The following is a 24207-nucleotide window of genomic DNA, read 5'->3' as shown; positions in this document are numbered from 1 at the left end:
GTGTGGTCGTGGCGACTTCATGGCCGGCAGGGCGATGCCGATACGGCCGCTGCCGTTCGGGCGCTCTTGTCGCCCGTGCGGGATCAGCGCGCGAGGTAGTCGTGTACGGGCCGGACCGGGGCCAGCGTGAGGTCGGTCAGGATGTGGCTGGCCGAGACGATCTCGCGCACCGGCAGATCGGCCATCGGGGCGAGGACGTGCGCGAAGAGCTGCAGCCGGGCGGGCCCGCGCCAGGCGCCCTTCACCACCACGTCGCTGATCTCGGTGCGGACCAGCTGGGCCGTCTGCGCGGTGCCGTCGAACCCCGGCACCAGCTTGAGCATGAAGGTCGGCACGCTGATCTGCGCGGCCGCCTCTTCGGGGTCCAGTTCGTGGTGCTTGTAGCCCATCGTGGCGGTCGCCACCCGGACGGTGCCGTAGTCCAGGACGCCGACGAGCGCGCCGTGGTCCACATACAGGGCGGGCGATCCGGCGACCTTCGGGTAGGCGCTGGCCTCCCGTCCGGACGCGGTGGCCGGGAAGTTGTCCAGGTACATGGCGTGCAGATACTCGCCGCGCTCGCCGTCGTGGCGGACCGGGATCGCCTGACCGGCCTCGGTGTACGGCCCGTACCCGGTGACGTCGCCCATCCGCATCACCTCGAAGCGGACCAGCGGCTCGTCGATCTCCAGCGGTTCGGGCACCACCGCGCGCAGTGCGTCGCGGTCGGTGCGGTAGACGATGTTGAGGTACTCGCGGTCGGTGAAGCGCGGGACGACCGGCGGGAACGCCGGGTTCATCAGGGGCGTGGCGAGATGCCGGGCGATGTGGTGCTGCTGCATGGCGGAGGGCCTCTTCTCCTGCTTGTCCGTCGTGTGCGCCTACTTGCCCTGCCACACGGGGGCCCGGCGCTCGGCGAAGGCGGCCATGCCCTCGCGTACGTCGGCCGATGCGGCGAGCGCGGCCATCTCCCGGCGCTGGGCGGCGAAGGCGGCCGGTTCGGGTGTGCCGTCGGCGGTGCGGGCGATCCGCTTGACGGCGGTGAGGGCGAGCGGGGCGTTGTCCGCGAGCCGCCCGGCCCACTCCAGTGCCACCGCCGCGGCCCGCCCGGCCGGTACGACCCGGTTGGCGATGCCGAGCCGGCCGGCCCGCTCACCGGAGACCGGCTCGCCGGTCAGCAGCAGCTCCATGGCCAGGTGGTAGGGAATCCGCCGCGGCAGCCGGACGGCTCCGCCGCCGGCCGCGAGCAGCCCTCGCTTGACCTCCGGCAGCCCGAACCGGGCGTCTTCAGCGGCCACGATGAGGTCGCAGGCCAGGGCCAGTTCGAAGCCCCCGCCCATGGCCCAGCCCTCGACGGCGGCGATCAGCGGCTTGCTCGTCGCGGCCTCGGTCAGCCCGCCGAATCCGCGGCCCGGGATCTCGGGCGACTCGCCCGCCAGCGCGGCCTTGAGGTCCATTCCGGCGCTGAAGGTGCCCTGCGCGCCGGTGAGAACCCCGGCCCGCAGCACCGGGTCGCCCTCCAGCTCGTCGATCGCGGCGGCGAGTTGCGCGGCGACCGCGGCGTTGACCGCGTTCCGGGCGCGCGGCCGGTCGAGCGTGATGAGCAGAGCGGTACCGATCCGCTCGGTGCGTACGACGGGGGCGGCGCCGGCTGCGGGGGCGTCGGGGGTGGTGGCGTCGGGGGTGCTGGGCATGGCCCGGGTCCTTTGCGATCGGGGTGCGGTACGGCACGGCGGTGGCCGAGGGCCGAAATCCGCGCGGAACGAGGGGTGTTGAGGGAGGGGGACCGTCAGCGGCGCCGGGGCGCGGCCGCCAGCTCGTCGAGGACCTCGTCGGTGTGCTGGCCGGGCAGCGGAGCGAACCGCCGGACCGAGCCCGGGGTGGCCGAGAAGCGAACGGGGATGCCGACGGACCGGATCGGGCCCTCACTGGGGTGCTCGACCAGATCGAGGAGGTGGCCGTCGCGTACGTACGGGTCGTCGGCGGCGCGGTCCAGTTCGAGCACCGGCGCCATGGGGATGCTGTGCTTGGCGCAGACCTCCTCCCACTCCTGGGTGGTCAGCGCCGGCGCGCACTGGGCCACCAGCTCCATGAGCGGGTCGACGTCGGCGTCGTCGATGACGGTGCCGGCCACCCGCGGGTCCCCGGCGAGATCGCCGCGGCCGGCGGCCGCGAAGAAGTCGCGGAAGTTCTGGGCGTGGTAGGGCACGATGCAGGCCAGCCCGTCGGCGGTGGGCACGGCCCGGTGGCCCTGCTTCATCGACAGCGGGAAGCCGGTGGAGCCGACCGGCGGCTCGTAGACATGGCCCGCGAGATGCTCCACGAGGTTGAAGGCGATCAGCGTGTCCGTCATGGGGATCTCGATGTGCTGGCCCCGGCCCGTGCGGTCGCGGTGCACCAGCGCGGCGAGCACCGAGTAGACGATGGTCAGCCCGGCGACCTTGTCGCCGATGATCGTCGGCAGGTAGACCGGCCGGCCGAGCGCCCGCCGGGCCACGTCCACCAGCCCGGAGGATGCCTGCACGGTCTCGTCGTACGCGGCGTGGCCCGCGCGCTCGGAGTCGCTGCGGAAGCCCTGGGCGTGGGCGTAGACCAGGCCGGGGCTGCGCTCGGCGAGGTCGGCGTAGGTCAGGCCGAGCCGGGCCAGGGCGCCGGGCCGCATATTGGTGATCAGCACGTCGGCGGTGCCGATGAGCGCGAGTGCGCGCTCGCGGTCGGTGTCGTCCTTGAGGTTCAGCGAGACGCTGCGCTTGTTGCGGTTGACGTTGAGGTTGAGCGGCGTCATCCCGGGGGTGGTGCGGTAGCGGCCCGCCCGTACGGTGTCGGACGGCGACTCGATCTTGATGACGTCGGCGCCGAGGTCGCCCATGATCTGGGCGGCGTAGGGCCCCATCACCACGGTGGACAGATCGATCACCCGTATGCCGTCCAGCGGGCCGGCGGCACTCTCGTTCGTGGCGTCCATGGTCACTCCTGCGAAGGCGACTGAAGTAGTTGTACTACGAATGTTTCTGCCTTCGACATTAGGCGCGACGCCGCAGAATGAGAACGATCAAGAAGCGAAGAAGGGTATGACCGCAGCGGTCATACCGCAGGTCACGACCCTATCGGGAGCCTTCCGTGTCACCCGGGGAAGGCGTGCGAGAAAGGCGCGATGAATTCAGTGGGAAAGCAGCGGGAAGCGGTCGGTGATATCAGGCGGAAAGCCGCTCGGCGAAAATTCCCCGCGCCGCGGTGACCAGCTCTTCCAGGTCGCCGCCGGGCTCCGCCCGGTCCTTGCGGAAGAGCAGTCCGGTGGCCAGTTCGGCCGGGAAGTCCACCACCGGCAGCACGGTCACGTTCTCCAGCCGGTAGAGATGCATCGGGCTTTCCGAGGAGAGCATCGTCAGGGAGAAGGCGATACCGCCGGAGACCAGCTCGGAGGTGCCCGCATAATCCGAGCTGTTGATACGGATCCGCTTCTTCACACCCGCGGAATTCAGCCGGGCGTCGATCTCGTCGAAGTACGCGGGCATCGCCTCGGGCGCGGTCGCCACATACGGCAGCTCCCGCAGATCGTCCAGGGTGACCGACTCCCGGCCGGCGAACCGGTCGGCGGGCACCGCCGCGCCCAGCCGTTCCCGCATGACCTCGATGATGCCGAGCGCGGGATCGGAGACCGGCAGCCGGACCAGTGCCAGCGCCAGCCGGCCGTCGTGGACCGCTTCGGCGAGGCCGTTGGAACGGCCGGGCCAGCGCTTGAGCTCGTACGCCGTACGGCAGGCCGCCTCAAGCTCCCGCACCCGGGCCCGCAGCGCGGGGTGGATTCCCGACGGCATCCCGATGAGCAGGGTGGCCCGCTGCGGACGGACGGCCTCCCGCAGCCGCCACGGAATGGCATTGACGCGTTCCAGCACATCGCGGGCCAGCGGCAGCAGCGCGGCACCGGCCGGCGTCAACGCGACGTGGTGGGTGCTGCGCTCGAAGAGCGGCTGGCCCAGCTCGCGTTCGAGGTCCTTGACCCGCTGGCTGAGCGGAGAGGCCGCCATGTGCAACTTGCGTGCCGCCTGGGAGAAATTCAGCTCTTCGGCAACCGCCACGAAGTAGCGCAGGTGCAGCATGTCCACACGGGCCACACTACCCGTCAGTCCTTGGCGAGGCCGAGCGCCGCGGGGTCCTGTGCCAGCTCGCGGAAGACCGCCCGCGGGTCCTGGAGCAGGGTGCGCTCGGTGAGGTCCAGCAGCCCGCCCACGGCGCTCAGCTCGGCGGCCACCGTCCCGTCCGCCGTGCGGACGGTCTGCTCCACCCGGAACGTCCGGCCCGCACCCCACACGAACGCGCAGCTCACCTCGACCTCGTCGCCCGCGCGCAGCTCCCGCCGATAGCGGATGGTGGTCTCGATGGTCACCGGGCCGATGCGCCGGTCCACCAGGTCGCTCTGCCGGATGCCGCTCGCCTGGAGCAGCGACCAGCGGGCGTGCTCGGCGTACTGCAGATAGACGCTCTGGTTGAGATGGCCCTGAGAGTCCGTCTCATAGCCGCGGACGGTGACGGGGACGGCGAAGGCCGCGAACGGCTGCGCCTGCTCCGTCCCGGCCGTACGCTCCGGTCCGCCCGCCGGGTCCTCACCGGCCGTGGTCCGCTCCGCATCCCTTGCCTCTGCCACGATCTCTCCCCGTTCCCCGTGAGGCCCATGGGCCACTTGTTTCACATCGTAGGCGCCGCGGGTGTGCGGCTCAGCTCCCGCCAGCCGACGGTGCGGTCGCACCAGCGCTCCAGGAGCGTACGGTCGTGGCCGACCGCGAGCAGACCGGCGCCGCTCTCCCGGCGGTAGTCCTCGACGACGGCCACCAGTGCGGCGGTTGTCGAGGCGTCCAGCATCGCGGTCATCTCGTCGCAGATCAGCCAGCGGGGCCGCAGCACCAGCGCGCGGGCCAGGCAGGCCCGCTGCAACTGCCCGTCGCTGACCTGGTGCGGACGGCGTGCGAGCAGCTCCCGGCTCAGGCCCACGGCCGGTGCCAGCTCGGCGATCCGGTCCGGGACCCGGGCGCGCCGCCCGGTGGCCCGCAGCGGTTCGGCGATCAGGTCGGCCAGGCTCAGGCGCGGGTCGGCGGAGAGCCGGGGCTGCTGGAAGAGCACGCCGTAGGCGGTGCGCTGGGCGCGGGGTGCGCGATGGCGCCAGCCCGCGGCGGGTGCGCCGTCCAGGACGACGGTTCCGGAGTCGGGCCGGTGCAGCAGTGCGGCGACCCGTGCGAGGGTGGACTTGCCGCAGCCGCTGGGGCCGAGAAGCCCCACCGCCTCACCGGGGGCGATGGTCAGCGAGACACCGCGCACGACGGGCGCCCGTCGGTCGTATCCGGCGGTGATGTCACGCAGTTCGAGCATCGTCGGCCTCCTTCTCCGCCGTCACCGGGTGGTGGCAGGCGACGCCGTCGTGCGGTGCGGGCACCGTCTCGCAGGCCGCGGTGGCCCGCCCGCAGCGGGCGGCGAAGGCGCAGCCCGGCGGCAGATCGCCCAGCTCCGGCGGCATACCGGGGATGGGGACGAAGGCCCGGCCGGGCAGCGCGTCGAGCAGTCCGCGGGCGTAGGGGTGCCGGGGGCCCGGGGGGCCGAAGAACCCTGGTGCGTCGGCGAGTTCGACGATCCGGCCGGCGTACATCACGGCGACCCGGTCGGCGATCCGCTCGGCCGCCGCCAGGTCGTGAGTGATCATCAGCAGCGCGCGGCCCGCGCGAGCCTGCTTGCGCAGTTCGTCGACGGTGCGGTCCACCAGGTCCCGGTCCAGCCCGGTCGTCGGCTCGTCGGCGAGCAGCAGCGGTGCGTCGCCGACCAGCGCGAGCGCGGTGGCCGCGCGCTGCGCCAGCCCGCCGGAGAGCTGGTGCGGGAAGCGGTCGAGGTGGTCGAGGGGGAAGGCGGCGCGCGCGGCGGCCCGCTCCGCCGCCGCCCTCAGGTCGCGCCTGGCCGTTCCCGTCAACTCCCGTACGGTCTCCTCCAGTTGGGCGCGCACGCTCCGTACGGGCGTCAGATGCGCGGCCGGGCTCTGCGGTACGAGCCCGATCCGCCGCCCGCGGATCGCACCGGCGAGTTCCCGCTCGGACGCGGTCAGCAGCTCGGTGTCGCCCAGCCGCGCCGAACCGGCCGTCTGCGCGTTGCCGGGCAGCAGCCCGAGCAGGGCCGAGGCCAGCACGGACTTGCCGCAGCCGCTCTCGCCGACGAGCGCCAGGCACTCCCCCGCGGCCAGGTCGAAGGCGGCATCGGTGACGGCGTGGAGGTGCCGGCCGCCGGGCATCCGGAAGCGTACGGACAACCCCCGTACGGACAGCACGGGGCGAACGGCCGGCGAGGGCGCGCTCATAGCGTCAGCTCCGATCGGCGCCGGGGGTCGATCCGCTCCCGCCAGACGCCGGCCAGGACCGCGATGGCGAGGGTGGGGACGATGATGAACAGGCCGGGGAAGAGGGTCGGCCACCAGTCCCCGGCCAGCAGGGAGCCGCGGGCGGTGTTGACCATGCTGCCCAGGCTCGCCTCGTGGGCGGGCAGCCCCAGGCCCAGGAACGACAGCGCGGACTCGTGCCAGATGGCGTGCGGGATCATCAGCACGGCGGCGAGCCCGGCCTGCGGCAGCACACCCGGCAGCAGATGACGCACCGCCACCCGGGCGCGCGAGGCGCCGCCGGCGAGGGCGGCGTCGACGTACGGGCGGGAGCGCAGCGAGAGCACCTCGGCGCGCACGATCCGTGCGGTCGACAGCCAGTGCGTCAGCGCCACCGACACGATCACCGGCCAGATCCCGGGCCGGAACAGCGCCACGACGAAGATGCCCAGCAGCAGGTGCGGCACCGACGAGAACAGGTCGACGATCCGCATGACCGCCCGGTCCGCCCAGCCGCCGAGGGCACCGGCCAGCGCGCCCACCGCCGTGCCGACGACGGTGGCGGCCAGCGCCGCGACCACGCCGACGAGCAGGGAGACCCGCAGCCCGTGGACACAGCGCAGCAGCAGGTCGCGGCCGACCTCGTCGGTGCCGAACGGGTGGGCCCAGGAGGGCGCTCGGAGCTTGGCGGCCAGGTCGACGGCCTGGGTGTCGAGGGGGAACAGGAGCGGGACGAGCGCGACCGCGAGGACGGTGAGTCCCACCAGCGCGGCCCCCGCCCGTATCCGCAGCGCGCGCAGGGCCGGGCCGCGGCTCCGTCCGGGATCGGGGGCCGCCCCGTTCGATCGGCGCGCGCGTGGGGACGGGTGCCAGGTGGTGTCAGCCATCGAAGGCCACCCGGGGGTCGGCGAGTCCGTAGAGCAGGTCGGACAGCAGGTTGCCGGCGAGGACGGCCGCGGTGGCCAGCACCGTGAGCGCGGCCAGCAGCGGGAAGTCCACGCCGGTGGCGGCCTGGACGGTGGCGGCGGCGATGCCCGGCCAGCTGAAGACGGTCTCGACCAGCAGGGCGCCGGTGATCAGCTCCGGCACCCGGGAGCCGATCAGGGTGAGGACGGGCAGCAGTCCGGAGCGCAGCGCGTGCCGCAGCAGCACGGTCCGCTCCCGCAGTCCGCGGGCCCGCGCGCCGCGCACCGGGTCCTCCTCCAGTGCGTCGCCGACCCCCTGGCGCACGTACAGCACGAACCAGGGCAGTTGGGAGAGGGCGAGCACCACGGCGGGCAGCACGATGTGGCGCGCGATCTGGCCGGCGGTGGCCACCTCGCTGCCGGTGTCGGTGAGGCCGCCGGCCGGCAGCACCCCGAGCCGGAGCGCGAACAGCCAGACCGCGAGCAGGCCGAGCCAGAACGGCGGCGCGGCCTCCAGGACGTAGGCGGCGCAGCCGACGGCGCGGTCGAGCAGTGAGCCGCGCCGCCGGGCCGCGAGCACGCCCAGCAGCGTGCCGAGGACGACGGCGAGCGCGAAGGCGAGGGCGCACAGCAGCACCGACCAGCCGATGCGTTCGCCGATGACCTGGGAGACCGGTGCGCGCAGCGTCGAGGAGTCGCCGAGGTCGCCGCTGAGGGCGCGGGTCAGCCAGTCCCACCAGCGGGCGAGCAGTGGCCGGTCGGCACCGAGGTTGTGCCGGATCTGGTCGAGGTTCTCCTGGGAGGCGGTCAGCCCGGCGGTGCCCGCGTACGCCTTGACGGGGTCGAAGGGCGAGGCCGCGGCGAGCGCGAACACGCCGAGGGTGACGGCGAGCAGGACGGGCACGGCGAGCAGCGCCCGCCGTGCCGTCATCCGCGCCATCGGCCCCCAGGGAAGCGGGGTGGTCGCGCTCACTTGCCGGTCTGCCAGTCCTCTACGTTCCACCAGGGGCCGGAGGCCAGCCCGTGGTCGTGCGGCTCGACCTGGGTGGTCAGGCCCGGCCAGCGGTCACCGACCACGTAGAGGTGGTCGATATGGGTGAGGAAGATGTAGGCGGGGTCGTCGGCGAGCCGTCGCTGGACGGTGTCGTAGGCGGCCTTGCGCGTCGTGTGGTCGTCGGTGCGGCGGGCCTCGACGAGCTTGGCGTCCACGGTCTTGTCGGCGTAGCGCGACATGTTGTTGAAGCCCTCGCCGGCGAGCGAGGAGTGCAGCAGCAGGTACTGGTCGAAGTCGGGGTCGGCCGGGCTGCCGCCGCCGGCGAGCACCGCGTCCCGCTTCATGTTCGGCTCGATGGCCTCCCAGGTGCCGGACTCGGTCTTCACCTCGACACCGGCCTTCTTGGCGTCGGAGGCGAAGGCGAGCGCGTGCTCCTGGCGGAGCTTGTCGCCGGAGAGGTACCAGAGCGTGAAGGAGGCCCGCTGCCCGCCCTTGTGCCGGATGCCGTCGTCGCCCTGCTTCCAGCCGGCCGCGTCGAGGATCCGCGCGGCCTTCTTCAGGTCGTGCGGGCGCTCGGTGCCCTCGGCGAACCACGGGCTGTCGGTGGGCACCGGCCCGTAGGCGGGCTTGCCGGCGCCGCTGAGGATGCCCTTGACCATGGCCGGGCGGTCCACGGCGACGTCCAGCGCCCGGCGTACGGCGCGGTCGCCGGTGACGGGGTGGGCGCTGGGCAGGGTGACGTTGCGGTAGTCGAAGGTGGTGGCCGTGAGGGTCTTCCTGCCCTTGTCGGAGGCGAAGGTGGCGGCGAGGTCCGGGGGCAGGACGGCGCCATCGAGATCGCCGGCGCGCAGCCGGGTGGCGCGGATGTCGTCGTCCTTGATGATCGCCATGGTGAAGTTCTTCACCTTCGGCGCGCCGCCCCAGTAGGTGGGGTTGGCCTTGAAGGTGAGCTTCTCGCCCTTGGACCAGTGGGTGAGGACGTAGGGACCGGTGCCGATCGGTTTGGTGGTGAAGGGGCCGTTGTTGACGTCCTGCTTGCCGGCGATATGGCGCGGGGCGATGGGCAGTACGGTGCGCTCGGCGAACGGCGCGTAGGGGTACTTGAGATGGAAGACGACGGTCCGGTCGTTCTTCTTCTCCACCGTGTCGAGGGCGTCCAGTTCGGCCTTGGAGGCGTTGTTGGTCTTCTCGTCGAGGATGGTCTCGTAGGTGAAGACCACGTCGTCGGCGGTGAAGGGCCTGCCGTCGGAGAAGGTCACTCCCGGGCGCAGGGAGTAGGTGTAGGTCCGGCCGCCGTCCGAGACCTCGGGCAGTGCGGACGCCAGCGCGGGCCTGAGCTTCATGCCGGCGTCGTGGGTGAGCAGCCCGTCGAAGATCTTGGAGTTGCCGTCCTTGCCGTAGCCCAGCAGCGGGCTGAGCGTCTCGGGTTCGTAGGCGATGCCGACGACCGCGGAGTCCTTCGCGTCGGCGGCCCGCCCCCGACCGTCGTCCGGCGCCGAACAGGCCGCCGTCACCAGCGCCAGCGCGCCTGCCAGCGCCGCGGCGGCCCCTGTGCGTATCGACCGGGCCGTCATGCCCACACCCCTAATGAAGATCGACTGTTATTGCGAGTCAGAGTTGTTGCGAGTAGCTCGCAATTAATCGATCTCATTAAACAGTATGTAAAGGGGCAGCCCTGAACCGGCCTCCTGCTGTACGCGTCAGGAGGTGCCGGTCTTCAGCGTCAGGTTCCACTTCGCCAGCGGCTCGCCGACCGGCTGGAAGATGGTGAGGGTGCTGCCGCCGTCGCCGTCGCAGCCGGAGGACCCGCCGCCGGAGTGCACCCCGACGGCCATCGGGTTGTTGGGCTGGGTGACGTACGAACCGCCCGAATCACCGGCCGCGGAGCAGGCGTTGGTGTACGAGAGCCCGTCGATCGTCACATTGCCGTAGTCCACGGTCTGGTCCACCCGGGTGATCTCGCCGCAGTGCCAGCCGCTGGACTGACCGGAGCGGCAGATCGACATGCCGACGAGGCCCTCCTGCGAGCCGGCGACGGTCACCGGGCGGCCGCCCTGGCCCGCCACGGTCGGGCTGAGCGTCCACTCCGGCTGGTCGACCTCGACCAGCCCGAAGTCGCCCTCGCGCCCGTTGACGCTGTGCTTGCCGTCCAGGTTGGACGTGCCCAACCGGCTGCCGTCCTTGCCGTACGCGGCCTGCTCCGGGGTCAGGGTGCAGTGACCGGCCGTCACAAAACCCCGCAGGTCGTGCGGGCCGGTCACCGAGAAGCCGATGGAGCAGATCCCCTCGTTGCCGGGCATCCAGCGCTCACCGCCGATGACCCGGCCGCCCTGCTGGCGCGGCGACTGGTCGGTCTGCTCGACGGTGACCGGGATCTTCGCGCGGGTCCCGAAGCCGCGGACGGCCTTTTCGAACTCGCCGGTCTGCGCGGTGCGCTTGGTGCGGTCGACCCGGATCACCACGCCGTTGGTCCGCTCGTCCACGCCCCAGCCGATGACGCCCGGTACGCCCTTGCCGGCCCGGCCGTCGATCTGCCGCACCAGGCCGATCAGCGCGGCATGGCTGTGCGACACCGTCCTGGGCACCGCGCCCACCGCCCGTACGCGCTGGGCGTCGGCGGCGCCGGTGACCGCGACGATGAGCTTGCCGCTCGCCTTGTCGAACCACATCCCGGCGGGCGGGGTGCTCAGCGCCCGGCGCACGGCGGCCGCGGCACGGTGGGCGTCGGTCTCCTGCGCGAGCCGGACGCGCACCTGCTCCCTGGTCAGTCCCAGGTCCCGGCTCATCGCGTCGAACATGCCGCGCGGCTGGGGCGTCGGATCGGGCACCGGTACGGCGTGCGCCGGGCCGAGCGAGCCGACGGCCGCCATGGCCGCGACGGTCGCGCCCCACAGGGCGGCCTTGCGAAAGCGTTGCATCGGGGATCTCCTCGCGGTGTCGAGTGCACGTCGGATCCGACGTGTCGAGCGTGCGCGACACCGCGACACGCGGCATGAGGGAGATCCTTTGCATGGTGGCCGGACGACTCGCGGGACCTGCTCCCAAATCCCCGCCCGCTCCGGCCCGATAGCGCTCGGGCAGCTGCCCGCGGAGTGGTGCAAGGTGACCTGCTCGGGCGCCCGCCATCCGGGAGCGGGGACACCTGAATGCCCGTCATCCGGGCCGGACGTGCCCGCCACCGCGGTCGGCGGCCTTCCGCACGGCGAACGTCCGGGAGCGCTCAGCGGCCCCGGGCACCGGCCGGCCGGGAGGGCTCAGAACCCGCCGTGGCCGACCGGCCCGGAACGCTCAGAAGCCGCCGTCACCGCCGAAGCCGCCACCGCCGTCGAAGCCGCCGCCGTCACCGAAGCCGCCGCCGAAGTCGTCGGGGCTGAAGTCGGAGCCGGAGTAGTCTCCGCCCTCGGCGCCGCCGGGGCCGCCGAAGTCCGCGCCGTAGGCGGGCGACGACATCAGCACGTTGCCGAGCAGCGTGCCGACCAGGAGGCCGGGCAGCAGACCGCCGCCGAAGTAGCCGCCGGCCCAGGGGCCGTAGGCCGGGCCGGCCTCCCAGTAGGGGCGGTCGCCGCGCTCGGTGCGGACCGTACGGGCCAGCGGCTCGCGGCCGTCGTCCAGCCGGCTCTTGTCCGCCGCGCAGACCGGTACGGTGCGCTCCGCGCCGCCGGCCGGGGCCCAGGCGACATCGACGACGGACGGGCCGTGCCGCGGATCGAAGAAGCAGGGCGGCCGGCGCTCGGGCAGCGACGTGCCGGTGCGGCGCGCGGCGAGGGTGGCCAGCGAGAACCGGCCGTCCTCCAGCGCCTGGGTCACGGCCCGCACCTCGCCGGGGTGCTCGGCCGCCGCCATCGCCGACTTGGCCGTCTCGTACGCGTCCAGCGCATGGCTGTAGTCCGCGCGCATCGCGTCGTCGGCGCCGGGCTCGCCGGGGTGGAAGTCCAGCCGGTCCAACTCCTCGCCGAAGGCGGTGATGTCCTCGTCGACGACGACCCGCAGGTCCTCCAGCGCGGCCCGCTCCTCCTCGGCCCGCCGCCTGCGGTTGCGGCGGGCGATGGCGTACGCGCCGCCGCCGCCGACGACCACCAGGACGCCGAGGCCGATCGCCGTGCCGGTGTCGAACCCGCCGGCCCCTCCGGTGTCGCCCCATGAGCTGGGGGCGTGGCCCCGCGCCGACTGCTCCGCGGTGTCGACGAAGCTGTTCAGCCGCTCGGCGACGGTGTAGTCGGAGCGCTTGACCGAGCCGACGAGGTTCCTGACGGAGTCGCGGGACATCACGCGCGGGTCGGCGCCGGCGTTGAAGCCGTCGCCGAGTTCGACGGCGTAGACGCCGCTGATGCCGACCTTGGTCCGCAGGTCCGCCAGCAGCGTGCCGGGCTGGTACTCGGCGGCTCTCGGCAGTACCGCGACGAAGATCGGCTTGTCCGCGTCCTTGATCTTCTTGGTCAGCGCAGCCGCCTGACCTGCGGAGAGCTGATCCGCGGCGCGCGGATCGACATAGACCGGGCCCTTCTTCAGGGCCGCCGCGGCCTCGTCCAGCCCGCCCGCGGCACGGGCGCCGGGCGCCAGCAGCGCGGTCACCGCCACCAGCGCGGCCACCAGGAGGAGAACCGGTCCGATCAGCGCACGACGAGTTGCGGTGTCCATGGGTTCGACGCTACCCGAACGGCACTTTCCAGACATCACCGGACGGGTGATCGATCCCGTCCGGCCGCGGGGATTGTCTCTTGCCCCGTGGGGTCTGTCGCGCCGGGAATGGCCATCCAGGTGGTCGCTCAGCGCGTCGTTTTTGGCCATCGACGTGCCGGGGATGCTCCGGCTCGTCCCTCCCCCGAGGAAACGAGAAGACGATGTCCAGGGCCACTTGGATAGCCACGAATCTGGCCGTCGCCGTCGCCGCCACCGCCGTCGGCTGCATGCTGGTGGTCACGCTGGCACCCGAGCGCCCCGGTACCGGGCCGGACCGGCCGTCGCCCGCCGGTGCCTACACCGCCACGGCCGGGCACGGCGGCTCGGCCGCACGGGCCGCCACCTCCGCGCTCGGCGCCGACGCCGTGCCGCCCGACGCCGGCCTTCGGACCGCACCCGTGACGGGGCGGATCGAGGTGACCGCGCCGCAGGGCGGTGTCGACTTCCAGCCGAACGGCAGCTTCGCCGTGACCTGGAAGAACACCACGGGCGAGCAGGTGGACGTCTGGCTGCGCACCGATACCGGCCACGGCCGCTCGCAGCGGCTGGGGCTGGTCGCGACCCATGCGGGCGCCAGACCGGCCGGTGAGGTGATCGTGACGCTGCCGCGGGTGCCGCCGGGCCCCCGCTACTTCCTGGAGGTGGCCACCGCCGGTGACGCCGAGGTCCGCGCCCTGAGCCGGACCTTCACCGTCACCGGCTGACCGGCCGGGCCCAGGCCCCGTCGTCACACTCCCGCCTGCCTCGCGGGCGATCGACAGGAGTGTGACGACAGGCCCTACGGCGCGTCGAGACCGACCAGCCCCGCCAGGGCCTGCCGGTGCCTGCCCGGCGACCCCAGCGCGAGCTCGTCGCTCTTGGCCCGCTTGAGGAACAGATGGGCCGGGTGCTCCCAGGTCATCCCGATGCCGCCGTGCAGCTGGACGCACTCCTCGGCGGCGCGCACCGCCACCGGCGCGCAGTACGCCTGGGCGACGGCCACCGCCACGGCCGCGTCCGGGCTGTCGGTGGCCAGCGCGTCGGCGGCGTTGCGGGCGGCGGCGCGAGCCGAGGCGACCTCCAGCCACAGCGCGGCCATCCGGTGCTTGAGCGCCTGGAACGAGCCGACCGGGCGGGCGAACTGGGTGCGCTCGGCGGTGTAGCGCACGGTTTCGGTCAGGCACCATTCGGCGACGCCGAGCTGTTCGGAGGCGAGCAGCCCGGCCCCGGTGAGCAGGGCGCGCTCGACCGCGGCGCGGGCGCGGTCGCCGGTGGCCAGCAGGGTGCCGCGGGCGCCGTCGAAGGCGAGGTGCCCCAGGGGGCGGGTGAGGTCGAGCGGGGTGACGGTGTCGGTGCGCACGCCCTCGGCCGCGGCGTCGACCGCGTAGAGCGCCGGGCCGTCGGGCGCCTGGGCCCAGACCAGCAGCAGCGCGGCGGCCGCGGCGTCGGCGACCGAGGTCACCCGGCCGGTGAGGACACCGTCCGGGTCGGCCCGTACGGCCGGTTCCGGCAGTCCTCCGGGTGCGGTGGGCAGCGGGAGGGCGAGCACGCCGACGGTGCTCCCCTCGGCGAGCGCGGTGAGCGGCGCGGCGACCTCGGGCCGGTCGCACGGGCAGCCGAGCAGGGCGGTCACCGCGACGACCGCGCTGGTCAGATAGGGCACGGCCGCGACGGAGCGGCCCAGTTCCTCCAGTACGACGGCGGCCTCGCGGGCGCTCGCGCCGGCTCCGCCGAGCCGCTCGGGGACCAGCAGCCCCGCGGTGCCGATCTCCGTGGCGAGCGCGCGCCACAGCCGGGTGTCATAGGCGCGGTCCGACTCCAGGCCGGCGAGCACGGTGGCCGGATCGCTGCGGTCGGCGAGCAGCGACCGTACGGCGGCGCGCAGCGCGTCCTCGTCCTGCGAGTACAGGAGATCGGGGTCCGGGCCCACTGGCGCGGTGGTCTGCGGGTCGGTCATCGGGGGAGGTCCTTCCACGCGACGTCCTTGTCGGTGCGCGGCTCGGGCGGCAGCCCCAGCACACGTTCGGCGACGATGTTGAGCAGCACTTCGGAGGTGCCTCCTTCGATGGAGTTCCCCTTGGCGCGCAGATAGCGGTAGCCGGCCTCGCGCCCGGTGAAGTCGACGCCGTCGGGGCGGCGCATCGTCCAGTCGTCGTAGGTCAGTCCGTCCTCGGCGAGGAACTCCACCTCCCAGCCGCTGATCTCCTGGGCGAGGCGGGCGAAGGCGAGCTTCATACCGCTGCCCTCGGGCCCCGGCTGGCCCTTGGTCAGCTGCTGGCGCAGCCGCTCGCCGGTCAGCCGGGCGACCTCGGCCTCCACCCACAGCTTCAGCAGCCGCTGGTGCAGATCGTGGGTGCGCAGTTCGGGGCGGGCGCGCCAGTCTGCGGCGGCGACGCCGATCATGCCGCCCTCGCGGGGGGTGCGGACGCCGCCGATGGCGACCCGCTCGTTCATCAGGGTGGTCTGGGCGACCTGCCAGCCCTCGCCGACCGCACCGAGGCGGTGCGCGTCGGGGATCCGGACGCCGGTGAGGAAGACCTCGTTGAACTCGGCCTCGCCGGTGATCTGCCGCAGCGGGCGCACCTCGACGCCGGGGTCGGTCATATCGCAGACGAAGTAGCTGATGCCGCGGTGCTTGGGCACATCGGGGTCGGTGCGGGCGATCAGGATCGCCCAGCGGGCCAGATGTGCGCTGGAGGTCCAGACCTTCTGCCCGTCGACGATCCAGCCTCCCCCGTCGCCGCCGTCGCCGTCGTCGTCCCGCACCGCCCGGGTCGCCAGCGCCGCCAGGTCGGAGCCGGCACCGGGCTCGCTGAACAGCTGGCACCACACCTCCTCGCCGGTCCACAGCGGCCGCAGAAAGCGCTGCTTCTGCTCGTCGGTGCCGTACCGCAGGATGGTGGGCGCGGCCATGCCCAGGCCGATGCCGATCCGGCCCGGGTCGTTGCCGGGGGCGCCGGCCGCCTCCAGCTCGGCGTCGACGACCGCCTGGAGGGACCGCGGCGCGTCGAGTCCGCCGAGCCCCTCGGGGAAGTGGACCCAGGCCAGCCCCGCGTCGAAGCGGGCGCGCAGGAACTCCAGGCGGTCCGTCGTGGCGGGCGGGTGGGCGGCGAGCAGCTCGGCGGTGCGCCGGCGCAGGTCGGCGGCGTCGGTCATCGGACCTCCCCCGCTCCGGGGACCACCACGAGCCGGCCGACGGAGGTGCCGTCGGCGACCCGCTGTACGGCGTCGGCGGCCGACTCCAGCGGGACCCGCCCGCCGATCAGCGGCTTGACCACGCCCTGCGCGGCGAGCTTGGTCAGCTCCTCGTGGCAGGCGTCGACGGCCGCCGGGTCCTTGGTGTTGTACAGGCCCCAATGCAGGCCCAGGATCGAGTAGTTCTTCACCAGCGCGTGGTTGAGGGCGGGGGTGGGGACGGCGCCGCCCGCGAAGCCGACGACGAGGATGCGGCCCTCGAAGGCGATGCACTTGACGGACTTGGCGTACGCGTCGCCGCCCACCGGGTCGTAGACGACATCGGCGCCCCGGCCGTCGGTGGCGTCCTTGACCGCGGCGACGATGTCGTCGGTGCGCCGGTCCAGGACGAGGTCGCAGCCCAGTTCGCGGGCGATGCGGACCTTGTCCGCGCCGCCGGCCACCCCGATCACCCGTGCGCCCGCGGCCTTGCCGAGCTGGACGGCGGCGCTGCCGACGCCGCCGGCCGCGGCGTGCACCAGCAGCGTCTCGCCCGCCTGCAGCCGGGCCCGGCGGTGCAGTCCGAACCAGCCGGTCTGGTAGCCGACGTGCAGTGCGGCGGCCTCCGCGTCGTCCAGGGCCTCGGGGGCGGGGCGGACGGTCGCCGCGTCGACGAGCGCCAGCTCGGCGAAGCCGCCGGCGGGCAGCGGCGGCTGGGCCAGGACCCGGCTCCCGATCTCACCGGCCGCGCCCTCGCCCGCGGCGAGCACCTCGCCGCAGATCTCCACGCCCGGCGTGAACGGCAGCGGCGGGCGCACCTGGTACTGGCCCCGGCACAGCAGCGCGTCGGGGAAGTTGACATTGGCGGCCCGCACCCGCAGCAGCAGCTGCCCCGGCCCCGGCTGCGGGTCCGGCACCTCTTCCAGCCGCATCACTTCACGCGGCTCGCCGTTCGCGTGTACGCGCCATGCCTTCACCTGGTGCCTCCAGAGACCTTGGATACGCGGGTGGGGCGGAGGGCGCAGCGGCCCCTCGCCAGCGACATACTAAGCGGTCGGTATCGACGAGGGAACCGTCGTCGACGACTCCGCGCCACATCCCGGCGCCCGCCCCCGGCCGCCCCCGGCCGCCCCGGGAACCTGATACCGACAGGGTCAGGCACCGCCCCGCCCGATGGCCGAGACTGGTCGGTATGGACTCACCCGCCATGGACACCCCCGCCGAGTTGGGGAACTTTCTGCGCTCCCGCCGCGCCCGGCTCCAGCCGGAGGAGGTCGGACTGGTCTCCTACGGGGCGCGCCGCCGGGTCCCCGGCCTGCGCCGCGAGGAGCTGGCGCAGCTGGCCGGCGTCAGCGTCGCGTACTACACCCGACTCGAACAGGGCCAGAGCCACAACGCCTCCGAAGGGGTGCTGGAGGCGCTGGCCCGCGCGCTGCGGCTGACCGCCGACGAGCGGGCCCATCTGTCCGCACTGGCCCGCCCCACCCGGGCGCGCCGCCGCCCCGCGGTCCGCCACGACAGGGTGCGGCCCGGCGTGCGGCGGCTGCTCACCGCCGTGGCGGACGTACCGGCCGTCGCGCTGGGGCCGCGCTTCGAGATCCTGGCGTGGAACCGCCTCGGGCACGCCCTGATGGCCGGGCACCTCGACTTCGACAGTCCCGGCCGCCCGCTGGACCGGCCCAACACCCAGCGGTTGCTCTTCCTCGATCCGCACACCAGGGAGCTCTACCGGAACCGCGACGAGGAGGTCCGGCGGGCCGTCTCCGCGCTGCGGGTGGCCGCGGGGCAGTACCCCGACGACCCCCAGCTCACCGAGCTGATCGGCGAGTTGTCGATGAAGTCCACCGAGTTCAGCGGCCTGTGGTCGCGGCACGCCGTCGGCAACTGCACCTTCGGCACCAAGCGGTTCCACCATCCGCTGGTGGGCGATCTGGAGCTGGACTTCGAGATGATGCAGACGCCGGACGGCTCCGGGCAGGGCGTGCTGATGTACACCGCCGCGGAGGGCTCGCCGTCCGAGGCGGCGCTGCGACTACTGGCCGCGGAGCGCGCTCCAGAACTCCGGGTCCTCGAACCCGAGCGCCCATAGGCCGGTGCCCCGCACCCCGTACTTCCTCAACAGCGGCAGCTGGGCCCGGACGCCGCGCGCGTCCTGGTACCACACCTCGTGCTCCACGCCGTCCTTGTAGTAGCGGAAGTACGGGGTGCCGGACTGCCGGTCGAAGAGGTACTCGGCGTCCGCCCGCTCACGCAGCGCCTCGGCCTCCCTCCAGGTCAGATGGGCCGCATGGCCCTTGACGCCGGTGACCCAGTCCCAGCCGTAGCCCGGGAAGGCCACCTCGATCTTGTGCCGCGGGATGGTGTCGGTGGCGTAGCGCAGAAACTCCTCGTACCAGTCCCAGGAGGACAGCGGACCCGCCTCGCCGCCCGACCAGTGCAGGTCGTACCCCATGATCCGGACCCGGTCGGCGTACCTGCCGAGCTCCTCGTAGTCGTACGCCGTGCCGCTCCCGCGGACCCGGGCCAGCACCGTGACCACACACTGCTTGCCGAGGCGGTGCAGCCGCGTGCACAGCTGCCGGACGAGCGCGTTGTACCCGGTCCGCACCCACTCGCGGGCCTCCTTGTCGCCGGTGACCGCCATCGACTCGTAGTCCAGGTCGATCCCGTCGTAGTCGCGGCTCTCCACCACGTCCAGCAGCCGGTCGACATGCGCCCCGCGCCGCTCGGGATCGTGCATCAGATCGCCCATCGCGTCGGCGCCGAGGGTCTCGGTCACGGTGGGCACGACATCGATCCCGGCCTCGTGCAGCCCGTCGATGATGCCGCGCCGCCCGGCGCCGGGGTGTCCGGTGATGGTGGTGTCGGAAGACGCCTGGTACCAGAAGGGGCTGACGGTGCGCAGCTGGGAGGCGTGTCGCAGCGCGTCGCGGTAGGCGGCGTCGGTGTCGCCCCAATAGGGCAGCCAGGCCGAGGCGGTGCGCCCGCGGCCCTGCCGCCCCTCGGGCGCCTTCGCCGCCTCGGCCGCCGGGGCGAGCGGCCCGGCGAGCACCGCCACGGCCAGCAGAACGGAGAGTCCGATGCGCGAGCGGGGTCCTGGTGGTTGGTCCATGCCCAAAGCGTCACCCGGCGCCGTTCATGACGCATCGTCAGTTCCACCGAACGGGGCGGTGGGTGGTCGCGGCCGGAGCGGCGGCCGCGACGCGCCGGGCGGGGCGCCGGTCAGCCGCCGGAGACGCCCTGGGACAGGGTGACCGCGATCCGGCCGGAGGCGATCGCCGCCTCCAGGGTCAGGCGGTCGTGGACGAGGTCGGCGCAGGTCGCGGTGTCCGTCCGCAGCCGGGCGTCGGGGCGCTCGGCGGGTCCGTCGGCGTAGCCGGGGCCGCCGTCGGCGCCGAGGAGGACATGGAACTCCCCCTCGTCGAGGGCGATGTCGACGACCTGGACGCCGTCGGTGAAGTGGTCGGCGAGCCGCGCGATGAGCGGGACCGCGAACCAGTGGGCCCGCACCGCGTCCGTCGGGCGCCGCTCGTCGAGGGCGGGCGCGCCCCAGTCGGCCAGCGCGCTGAGCGCGGGCAGCAGCGCGCGGCCGCGGGCGGTGAGCTCGTAGACGTAGGCGGCTCCGGGCGGGGCGAGCCGGCGGCGGGTGACCAGGCCGTCCCGCTCCATGTCCTTGAGCCGGGAGGCGAGCATGTCGGTGCTGACGCCGGGCAGGTCGGCGTGCAGATCGGTGTAGCGCCGGGAGCCGCCCAGCAGTTCCCGGACGATCAGCAGCGTCCAGCGGTCGCCGACGGCGTCCAGGGCTCGGGCGACGGCGCAGTACTGGTCATAGCTTCGGCGCGGCATGACACCAGCATAGACAGAAGTTGGACTTTCCAAGTGCCCACTTGGTAAAACCAAGTACGGTGTTACGAGTGCTGCCGCACCGCGCGGTGAGCGAGGGACCGGGAGGCCACCGCATGCAGTTCAAGCAGTCCAGCAAGATGGCCGACGTCTGCTACGAGATCCGCGGACCGGTGATCGAGCACGCCGACGCGCTGGAGGAGGCCGGCCACAGCGTGCTGCGGCTGAACACCGGCAATCCGGCGCTGTTCGGCTTCGAGTGCCCCGAGGAGATCCTCCAGGACGTGATGCGCAATCTGTCCCGCGCGCACGGCTACACGGAGTCCCGCGGCATCCTCTCCGCCCGCCGCGCGGTGGCCCAGCACTACCAGCAGGTCGGGCTGCCGGACGTCGGCGTCGACGACATCTACCTCGGCAACGGCGTCTCCGAGCTGGTCACGATGGCGGTGACGGCGCTGCTCGACGACGGCGACGAGGTCCTCATCCCGGCACCCGACTTCCCCCTGTGGACGGCGGTCACCACCCTGGCCGGCGGCAAGGCCGTGCACTACCTGTGCGACGAGTCCGCGGACTGGCTGCCGGACCTCGACGACCTCGCCTCGAAGATCACCGACCGGACCCGGGCACTGGTCATCATCAACCCCAACAACCCGACCGGCGCGGTCTATCCGCGCGAGCTGCTGGAGGGCATGCTCGACCTCGCCCGCCGCCATCAGCTGATGGTCTTCGCCGACGAGGTCTACGACCGGATCCTGTACGACGGCGAGGTCCACCACCACGCCGCCGTCCTCGCCCCCGACCTGGTGTGCCTGACCTTCAGCGGACTGTCCAAGGCGTATCGCGTCGCCGGTTTCCGCTCCGGCTGGCTGGTCGTCTCCGGCCCCAAGGAGCACGCCGCCGACTATCTGGAGGGCCTGGGCACCCTCGCCTCCATGCGGCTGTGCCCGAACGCGCCCGCGCAGTACGCCATCCAGGCGGCCCTCGGCGGCCGGCAGAGCATCCAGGACCTGGTCCTGCCGGGCGGGCGGCTGCACGATCAGCGCGATGTGGCCTGGGAGCGGCTCAACGAGATCCCCGGCGTCTCCTGCGTCAAGCCCAAGGGCGCGCTCTACGCCTTCCCCCGCCTCGACCCCGCCGTGCACCAGATCCACGACGATGAGAAGTTCGTCCTGGACCTGCTGCTGCGGGAGAAGATCCAGGTCGTCCAGGGCACCGGCTTCAACTGGCCGCGCCCGGACCACTTCCGCATCCTCACCCTCCCGCACGCCGACGACCTCGACGCGGCGATCAGCCGGATCGGCCGCTTCCTGGCGGGCTACCGCCAGTGACGCCGGGGCGCCCCGGCCGTCCCCACCCCGCTTTCCCGCCACACTCCCCCTCCCCTCCCCTCCCTTCCCCTCCCGCCTCACCCGAACGGCCGCACCTCCGCCGCCCGCCCACCCGCCGCTCCCCGGTGCGCACCAGCGACCCGTCCGCAGGCGGGAAGGGCTTCCGAGCGGCGCGGGGGCGACCCGGCACCGCGGGGAAGCCCCCCACCCCAGAGGGCGCGATCGCCCGGCGGCGGGCCGTCCGCGGCGGCCCGCGGCCGTCCGCCGGGCGAACGCGCCCTTGAGCGCATCGCCCGCAAGGGATTAGGTGGAGGGCGGCGTTCCTGCCGCGACCCCACAAGGGAGGGGATTCCATGCCCGTACGGCCTGCAGAATCAGAAGCGGAACTAGAGGCTCACCTGCACGGCATATGCTTCAAGACCGGTCCGCCGCGCCGGATCGGCGTCGAGATCGAGTGGCTGGTCCACGACGCGCGCAACCCCCGATGTCCGGTCGAACCGGACCGGCTGCGCCATGCGGCCGGCGCACTGCGCGCCCTGCCCCTCACCTCCCTCCTGACCTTCGAACCCGGCGGCCAGCTGGAGCTCAGCTCGCTGCCCGCCACCTCCCTGACCGAGTGCATCGAGACCGTGACGGCCGATCTCGCGCTGGTCCGCCCCGCCATGCTGGCGATGGGCCTGGGAATGGCCGGCCACGGCCACAATCCATGGCACGCCCCGCGCCGGGTACTGACCGATCCGCGGTACGACGCGATGGAGGCGTACTTCGACCGCTGGGGCTCCGCCGGGCGGGCCATGATGTGCGCCACCGCGTCCGTGCAGGTCTGCGTGGACGCGGGCCACGAGGAGCCGGGGCTGTTCGGGCTCGGCCGGCGGTGGCGGCTGGCGCATCTGCTGGGCGCGGTGCTGACTGCGGCGTTCGCCAACTCGCCGACCAGCGAGGGGTGCCCCACGGGCTACCGCACCACCCGCCAGGTCGTCTGGTCCCAGCTCGACCCGGGCCGTACGCTCGCCCCGCCCCAGGAACCGGACCCCCGCACGGCCTGGGTGCGCTACGTCCTGGACGCGCCCGTGATGTGCATCCGCAGCGAGGACGGCCCCTGGGACGCGCCGGAGGGGCTCACCTTTCGCGAGTGGGTCCGTACGGGCGTCCCCAGACCGCCGACCCGGGAGGATCTGGACTACCACGTCACCACGCTCTTCCCACCCGTGCGGCCGCGCGGCCATCTGGAGCTGCGCATGATCGACGCGCAGTCCGGTGACGCCGGATGGGTCGTGCCGCTGGCCGTGACCGCCGCCCTGTTCGACGACGCGGAGGCCACGGAACGCGCCTACCGGATCGTCAAACCCCTCGCCGACACGGCCGGTTCCCGGCCCGCACCGCGCAATCCGCTGTGGCGGCGCGCGGCCCGCGGCGCGCTGACCGACCCGGAGCTGCACAGCGCGGCGGTGGCCTGCTTCGCCGCCGCGCAGGAGGCCCTGCCACGACTCGGCGCCTCCCCGGAGGTGTGCGCCGCGGTCGCGGAGTTCACCGACCGCTATGTGGCGCGCGGACGCTGTCCCGCGGACGACCATCTCGACGCCCTGTACGCCGCGGAGGGCGCCCTCCTCCTTGGGAAGGACAGCCAGTGACCCACGACCCCGAGCTCCTTCGCGAACGGGCGGCCTCGGCGCTGCGCACCGCCCGCGACCGCACCCGCCTGCTGACCACCTGCGTCGAGCCCCCCGATCTCGTCGCCCAGCACTCCCCGCTGATGTCCCCGCTGGTGTGGGACCTGGCGCACATAGGCAACCAGGAAGAGCAGTGGCTGCTGCGCACCGTCGGTGGCCGCGACGCCCTGCGGCCGGACATCGACTCCGTCTACGACGCCTTCGAGCATCCCCGCGCCGAGCGCCCCGCACTGCCGCTGCTGGCGCCGGACGAGGCGCACAGCTATGTGGCCGAGGTCCGCGGCCGGGTGCTGGACATCCTTCAGACCGCCCCGCTGCACGGCGATCCGCTGCTGGACGCGGGCTTCGCCTTCGGCATGATCGCCCAGCATGAGCAGCAGCACGACGAGACCATGCTCATCACACACCAGCTCCGGGCGGGTGCGCCGGTGCTCAGCGAGGCGGCGCCGTTGCCGGTTGCGGTCGGCGAGACGCTGACCGACGAAGTCCTGGTGCCCGGTGGGCCGTTCGCCATGGGGACGTCCACCGAGCCCTGGGCGCTGGACAACGAGCGGCCCGCGCACCACCGGCTGGTGCCGCCCTTCCTGATCGACACCACACCGGTCAGCAACGGTGCCTACCAGCGGTTCATCGAGGACGGCGGCTACCGCGAGCCGCGCTGGTGGGCCGCGGCGGGCTGGGCGCAGGTGCAGGAGCACAAGCTGCGCGCCCCGCTGTTCTGGAAGCGTGACGGCGGCCAGTGGCTGCGCCGGAGGTTCGGGGTCACCGAGCCCGTGCCGCCGGACGAGCCGGTGCTGCACGTCAGCTGGTACGAGGCGGACGCCTATGCCCGCTGGGCCGGCCGGCGGCTGCCCACCGAGGCCGAATGGGAGAAGGCCGCCCGGTACGACCCGGAGACCGGCCGGTCGATGCGCTACCCCTGGGGGGACGAGGACCCCACACCGGCACACGCCAACCTCGGCCAGCGGCATCTGCGGCCCGCCCCCGTCGGCAGCTACCCGGAGGGCCAGTCGCCGCTGGGCGTACGGCAGCTGATCGGCGATGTGTGGGAGTGGACGGCGAGCGACTTCCTGCCGTATCCGGGCTTCGCCGCCTTCCCCTACCGCGAGTACTCCGAGGTGTTCTTCGGCGACCAGTACAAGGTGCTGCGCGGCGGGTCGTTCGCCGTCGACCCGGTCGCCTGCCGGGGCACCTTCCGCAACTGGGACCTGCCGGTCCGGCGGCAGATCTTCTCCGGTTTCCGGACCGCCAGGGACGCCGGCCCGGCGGCGGACGCATGAGCCCCGCGACTCGGGAGGGCGAG

General features: G+C 73.4%; 22 protein-coding genes. 5 read left to right on the top strand and 17 right to left on the bottom strand.

What is annotated here, in order from left to right; translation table 11 throughout:
* Positions 1–83: 83 nt before the first annotated feature.
* From ACZ4NB_RS14850 to ACZ4NB_RS14795, 12 genes are all read right to left on the bottom strand, one after another.
* The gene (locus ACZ4NB_RS14850; RefSeq protein WP_467661477.1) at positions 84–821 is read right to left on the bottom strand and encodes an acetoacetate decarboxylase; all 738 of its coding nucleotides are present in this window, start codon (positions 819–821) and stop codon (positions 84–86) included.
* Between the two features lie 39 nt (positions 822–860).
* Positions 861–1673: a crotonase/enoyl-CoA hydratase family protein gene (locus ACZ4NB_RS14845; RefSeq protein WP_467661475.1), complete on the bottom strand. Its 813-nt coding sequence runs from the start codon at positions 1671–1673 to the stop codon at positions 861–863.
* Positions 1674–1768: 95 nt separating this feature from the next.
* Complete coding sequence (locus ACZ4NB_RS14840) at positions 1769–2944, bottom strand: CaiB/BaiF CoA transferase family protein (protein WP_467661474.1); 1176 nt, start codon at positions 2942–2944, stop codon at positions 1769–1771.
* A 229-nt stretch (positions 2945–3173) separates the two neighbouring features.
* Positions 3174–4079, bottom strand: coding sequence for a LysR family transcriptional regulator (locus ACZ4NB_RS14835; protein WP_467661722.1), 906 nt, complete (start codon positions 4077–4079; stop codon positions 3174–3176).
* A gap of 23 nt (positions 4080–4102) precedes the next feature.
* Positions 4103–4624, bottom strand: a complete 522-nt coding sequence (locus tag ACZ4NB_RS14830; protein ID WP_467661472.1) for an acyl-CoA thioesterase — start codon at positions 4622–4624, stop codon at positions 4103–4105.
* 41 nt (positions 4625–4665) lie between these two features.
* On the bottom strand, positions 4666–5343 hold the full coding sequence (locus tag ACZ4NB_RS14825) for an ABC transporter ATP-binding protein (RefSeq protein ID WP_467661470.1): 678 nt from the start codon (positions 5341–5343) through the stop codon (positions 4666–4668).
* Complete coding sequence (locus ACZ4NB_RS14820) at positions 5327–6313, bottom strand: ABC transporter ATP-binding protein (protein ID WP_467661468.1); 987 nt, start codon at positions 6311–6313, stop codon at positions 5327–5329. The genes ACZ4NB_RS14825 and ACZ4NB_RS14820 overlap by 17 nt, the downstream gene beginning before the upstream one ends.
* Complete coding sequence (locus ACZ4NB_RS14815) at positions 6310–7218, bottom strand: ABC transporter permease (RefSeq protein ID WP_467661466.1); 909 nt, start codon at positions 7216–7218, stop codon at positions 6310–6312. Before ACZ4NB_RS14815 ends, ACZ4NB_RS14820 begins: the two co-directional genes overlap by 4 nt.
* On the bottom strand, positions 7211–8176 hold the full coding sequence (locus ACZ4NB_RS14810; protein ID WP_467661720.1) for an ABC transporter permease: 966 nt from the start codon (positions 8174–8176) through the stop codon (positions 7211–7213). Before ACZ4NB_RS14810 ends, ACZ4NB_RS14815 begins: the two co-directional genes overlap by 8 nt.
* Before the next feature lie 29 nt (positions 8177–8205).
* Entirely contained in the window at positions 8206–9804 is a 1599-nt protein-coding gene (locus tag ACZ4NB_RS14805) for an ABC transporter substrate-binding protein (RefSeq protein WP_467661464.1), read from the bottom strand.
* A gap of 126 nt (positions 9805–9930) precedes the next feature.
* Positions 9931–11148, bottom strand: coding sequence for a S1 family peptidase (locus ACZ4NB_RS14800; RefSeq protein WP_467661462.1), 1218 nt, complete (start codon positions 11146–11148; stop codon positions 9931–9933).
* Positions 11149–11518: 370 nt separating this feature from the next.
* On the bottom strand, positions 11519–12868 hold the full coding sequence (locus ACZ4NB_RS14795) for a hypothetical protein (protein WP_467661460.1): 1350 nt from the start codon (positions 12866–12868) through the stop codon (positions 11519–11521).
* 203 nt (positions 12869–13071) lie between these two features.
* On the opposite strand from ACZ4NB_RS14795, the gene ACZ4NB_RS14790 reads away from it, so the two are divergent.
* Positions 13072–13614, top strand: a complete 543-nt coding sequence (locus tag ACZ4NB_RS14790) for a Ser-Thr-rich GPI-anchored membrane family protein (RefSeq protein ID WP_467661458.1) — start codon at positions 13072–13074, stop codon at positions 13612–13614.
* Between the two features lie 74 nt (positions 13615–13688).
* On the opposite strand, the gene ACZ4NB_RS14785 is transcribed toward ACZ4NB_RS14790, so the two are convergent.
* From ACZ4NB_RS14785 to ACZ4NB_RS14775, 3 genes are read right to left on the bottom strand one after another with little or no spacing between them, the layout of a single operon-like run.
* Positions 13689–14846, bottom strand: a complete 1158-nt coding sequence (locus tag ACZ4NB_RS14785) for an acyl-CoA dehydrogenase family protein (protein ID WP_467661456.1) — start codon at positions 14844–14846, stop codon at positions 13689–13691.
* Positions 14843–16045: an acyl-CoA dehydrogenase family protein gene (locus tag ACZ4NB_RS14780; protein ID WP_467661454.1), complete on the bottom strand. Its 1203-nt coding sequence runs from the start codon at positions 16043–16045 to the stop codon at positions 14843–14845. The genes ACZ4NB_RS14785 and ACZ4NB_RS14780 overlap by 4 nt, the downstream gene beginning before the upstream one ends.
* Complete coding sequence (locus ACZ4NB_RS14775) at positions 16042–17040, bottom strand: NADPH:quinone oxidoreductase family protein (protein ID WP_467661452.1); 999 nt, start codon at positions 17038–17040, stop codon at positions 16042–16044. Before ACZ4NB_RS14775 ends, ACZ4NB_RS14780 begins: the two co-directional genes overlap by 4 nt.
* A 215-nt stretch (positions 17041–17255) precedes the next feature.
* Here ACZ4NB_RS14775 and ACZ4NB_RS14770 point away from each other — a divergent pair, with 215 nt between their 5' ends.
* Entirely contained in the window at positions 17256–18152 is an 897-nt protein-coding gene (locus ACZ4NB_RS14770; RefSeq protein ID WP_467661450.1) for a helix-turn-helix transcriptional regulator, read from the top strand.
* Here the strand turns inward: ACZ4NB_RS14770 and ACZ4NB_RS14765 are convergent.
* Together ACZ4NB_RS14765 and ACZ4NB_RS14760 are read right to left on the bottom strand one after the other, a co-directional pair.
* Positions 18096–19175 carry a glycosyl hydrolase family 18 protein gene (locus tag ACZ4NB_RS14765; protein WP_467661448.1) on the bottom strand — a complete coding sequence of 360 codons (1080 nt, stop codon included), beginning with the start codon at positions 19173–19175 and terminating at the stop codon, positions 18096–18098. The two genes, ACZ4NB_RS14770 and ACZ4NB_RS14765, sit on opposite strands and share 57 nt — an antisense overlap.
* Before the next feature lie 110 nt (positions 19176–19285).
* Positions 19286–19909 carry a winged helix-turn-helix transcriptional regulator gene (locus ACZ4NB_RS14760; protein ID WP_467661446.1) on the bottom strand — a complete coding sequence of 208 codons (624 nt, stop codon included), beginning with the start codon at positions 19907–19909 and terminating at the stop codon, positions 19286–19288.
* 113 nt (positions 19910–20022) lie between these two features.
* On the opposite strand from ACZ4NB_RS14760, the gene ACZ4NB_RS14755 reads away from it, so the two are divergent.
* From ACZ4NB_RS14755 to egtB, 3 genes are all read left to right on the top strand, one after another.
* Positions 20023–21234: a pyridoxal phosphate-dependent aminotransferase gene (locus tag ACZ4NB_RS14755; RefSeq protein WP_467661445.1), complete on the top strand. Its 1212-nt coding sequence runs from the start codon at positions 20023–20025 to the stop codon at positions 21232–21234.
* A gap of 353 nt (positions 21235–21587) precedes the next feature.
* On the top strand, positions 21588–22865 hold the full coding sequence (gene egtA, locus ACZ4NB_RS14750; protein ID WP_467661443.1) for an ergothioneine biosynthesis glutamate--cysteine ligase EgtA: 1278 nt from the start codon (positions 21588–21590) through the stop codon (positions 22863–22865).
* Positions 22862–24184, top strand: a complete 1323-nt coding sequence (egtB, locus tag ACZ4NB_RS14745; RefSeq protein ID WP_467661441.1) for an ergothioneine biosynthesis protein EgtB — start codon at positions 22862–22864, stop codon at positions 24182–24184. Before egtA ends, egtB begins: the two co-directional genes overlap by 4 nt.
* The last annotated feature ends 23 nt before the right edge of the window (positions 24185–24207 follow it).

Source organism: Streptomyces sp. NPDC026575 (genome assembly GCF_055567415.1).
This window is presented reverse-complemented; position numbering and strand designations above follow the sequence as displayed.

Coding starts and splice junctions, on each gene's coding strand:
- ACZ4NB_RS14850 (WP_467661477.1), bottom strand. CDS start 821: ATGCAGCAGCACCACATCGCCCGGCATCTCGCCACGCCCCTGATGAAC.
- ACZ4NB_RS14845 (WP_467661475.1), bottom strand. CDS start 1,673: ATGCCCAGCACCCCCGACGCCACCACCCCCGACGCCCCCGCAGCCGGC.
- ACZ4NB_RS14840 (WP_467661474.1), bottom strand. CDS start 2,944: ATGGACGCCACGAACGAGAGTGCCGCCGGCCCGCTGGACGGCATACGG.
- ACZ4NB_RS14835 (WP_467661722.1), bottom strand. CDS start 4,079: ATGCTGCACCTGCGCTACTTCGTGGCGGTTGCCGAAGAGCTGAATTTC.
- ACZ4NB_RS14825 (WP_467661470.1), bottom strand. CDS start 5,343: ATGCTCGAACTGCGTGACATCACCGCCGGATACGACCGACGGGCGCCC.
- ACZ4NB_RS14820 (WP_467661468.1), bottom strand. CDS start 6,313: ATGAGCGCGCCCTCGCCGGCCGTTCGCCCCGTGCTGTCCGTACGGGGG.
- ACZ4NB_RS14815 (WP_467661466.1), bottom strand. CDS start 7,218: ATGGCTGACACCACCTGGCACCCGTCCCCACGCGCGCGCCGATCGAAC.
- ACZ4NB_RS14810 (WP_467661720.1), bottom strand. CDS start 8,176: ATGGCGCGGATGACGGCACGGCGGGCGCTGCTCGCCGTGCCCGTCCTG.
- ACZ4NB_RS14805 (WP_467661464.1), bottom strand. CDS start 9,804: ATGACGGCCCGGTCGATACGCACAGGGGCCGCCGCGGCGCTGGCAGGC.
- ACZ4NB_RS14800 (WP_467661462.1), bottom strand. CDS start 11,148: ATGCAACGCTTTCGCAAGGCCGCCCTGTGGGGCGCGACCGTCGCGGCC.
- ACZ4NB_RS14795 (WP_467661460.1), bottom strand. CDS start 12,868: ATGGACACCGCAACTCGTCGTGCGCTGATCGGACCGGTTCTCCTCCTG.
- ACZ4NB_RS14790 (WP_467661458.1), top strand. CDS start 13,072: ATGTCCAGGGCCACTTGGATAGCCACGAATCTGGCCGTCGCCGTCGCC.
- ACZ4NB_RS14785 (WP_467661456.1), bottom strand. CDS start 14,846: ATGACCGACCCGCAGACCACCGCGCCAGTGGGCCCGGACCCCGATCTC.
- ACZ4NB_RS14780 (WP_467661454.1), bottom strand. CDS start 16,045: ATGACCGACGCCGCCGACCTGCGCCGGCGCACCGCCGAGCTGCTCGCC.
- ACZ4NB_RS14770 (WP_467661450.1), top strand. CDS start 17,256: ATGGACTCACCCGCCATGGACACCCCCGCCGAGTTGGGGAACTTTCTG.
- ACZ4NB_RS14765 (WP_467661448.1), bottom strand. CDS start 19,175: ATGGACCAACCACCAGGACCCCGCTCGCGCATCGGACTCTCCGTTCTG.
- ACZ4NB_RS14760 (WP_467661446.1), bottom strand. CDS start 19,909: ATGCCGCGCCGAAGCTATGACCAGTACTGCGCCGTCGCCCGAGCCCTG.
- ACZ4NB_RS14755 (WP_467661445.1), top strand. CDS start 20,023: ATGCAGTTCAAGCAGTCCAGCAAGATGGCCGACGTCTGCTACGAGATC.
- egtA (WP_467661443.1), top strand. CDS start 21,588: ATGCCCGTACGGCCTGCAGAATCAGAAGCGGAACTAGAGGCTCACCTG.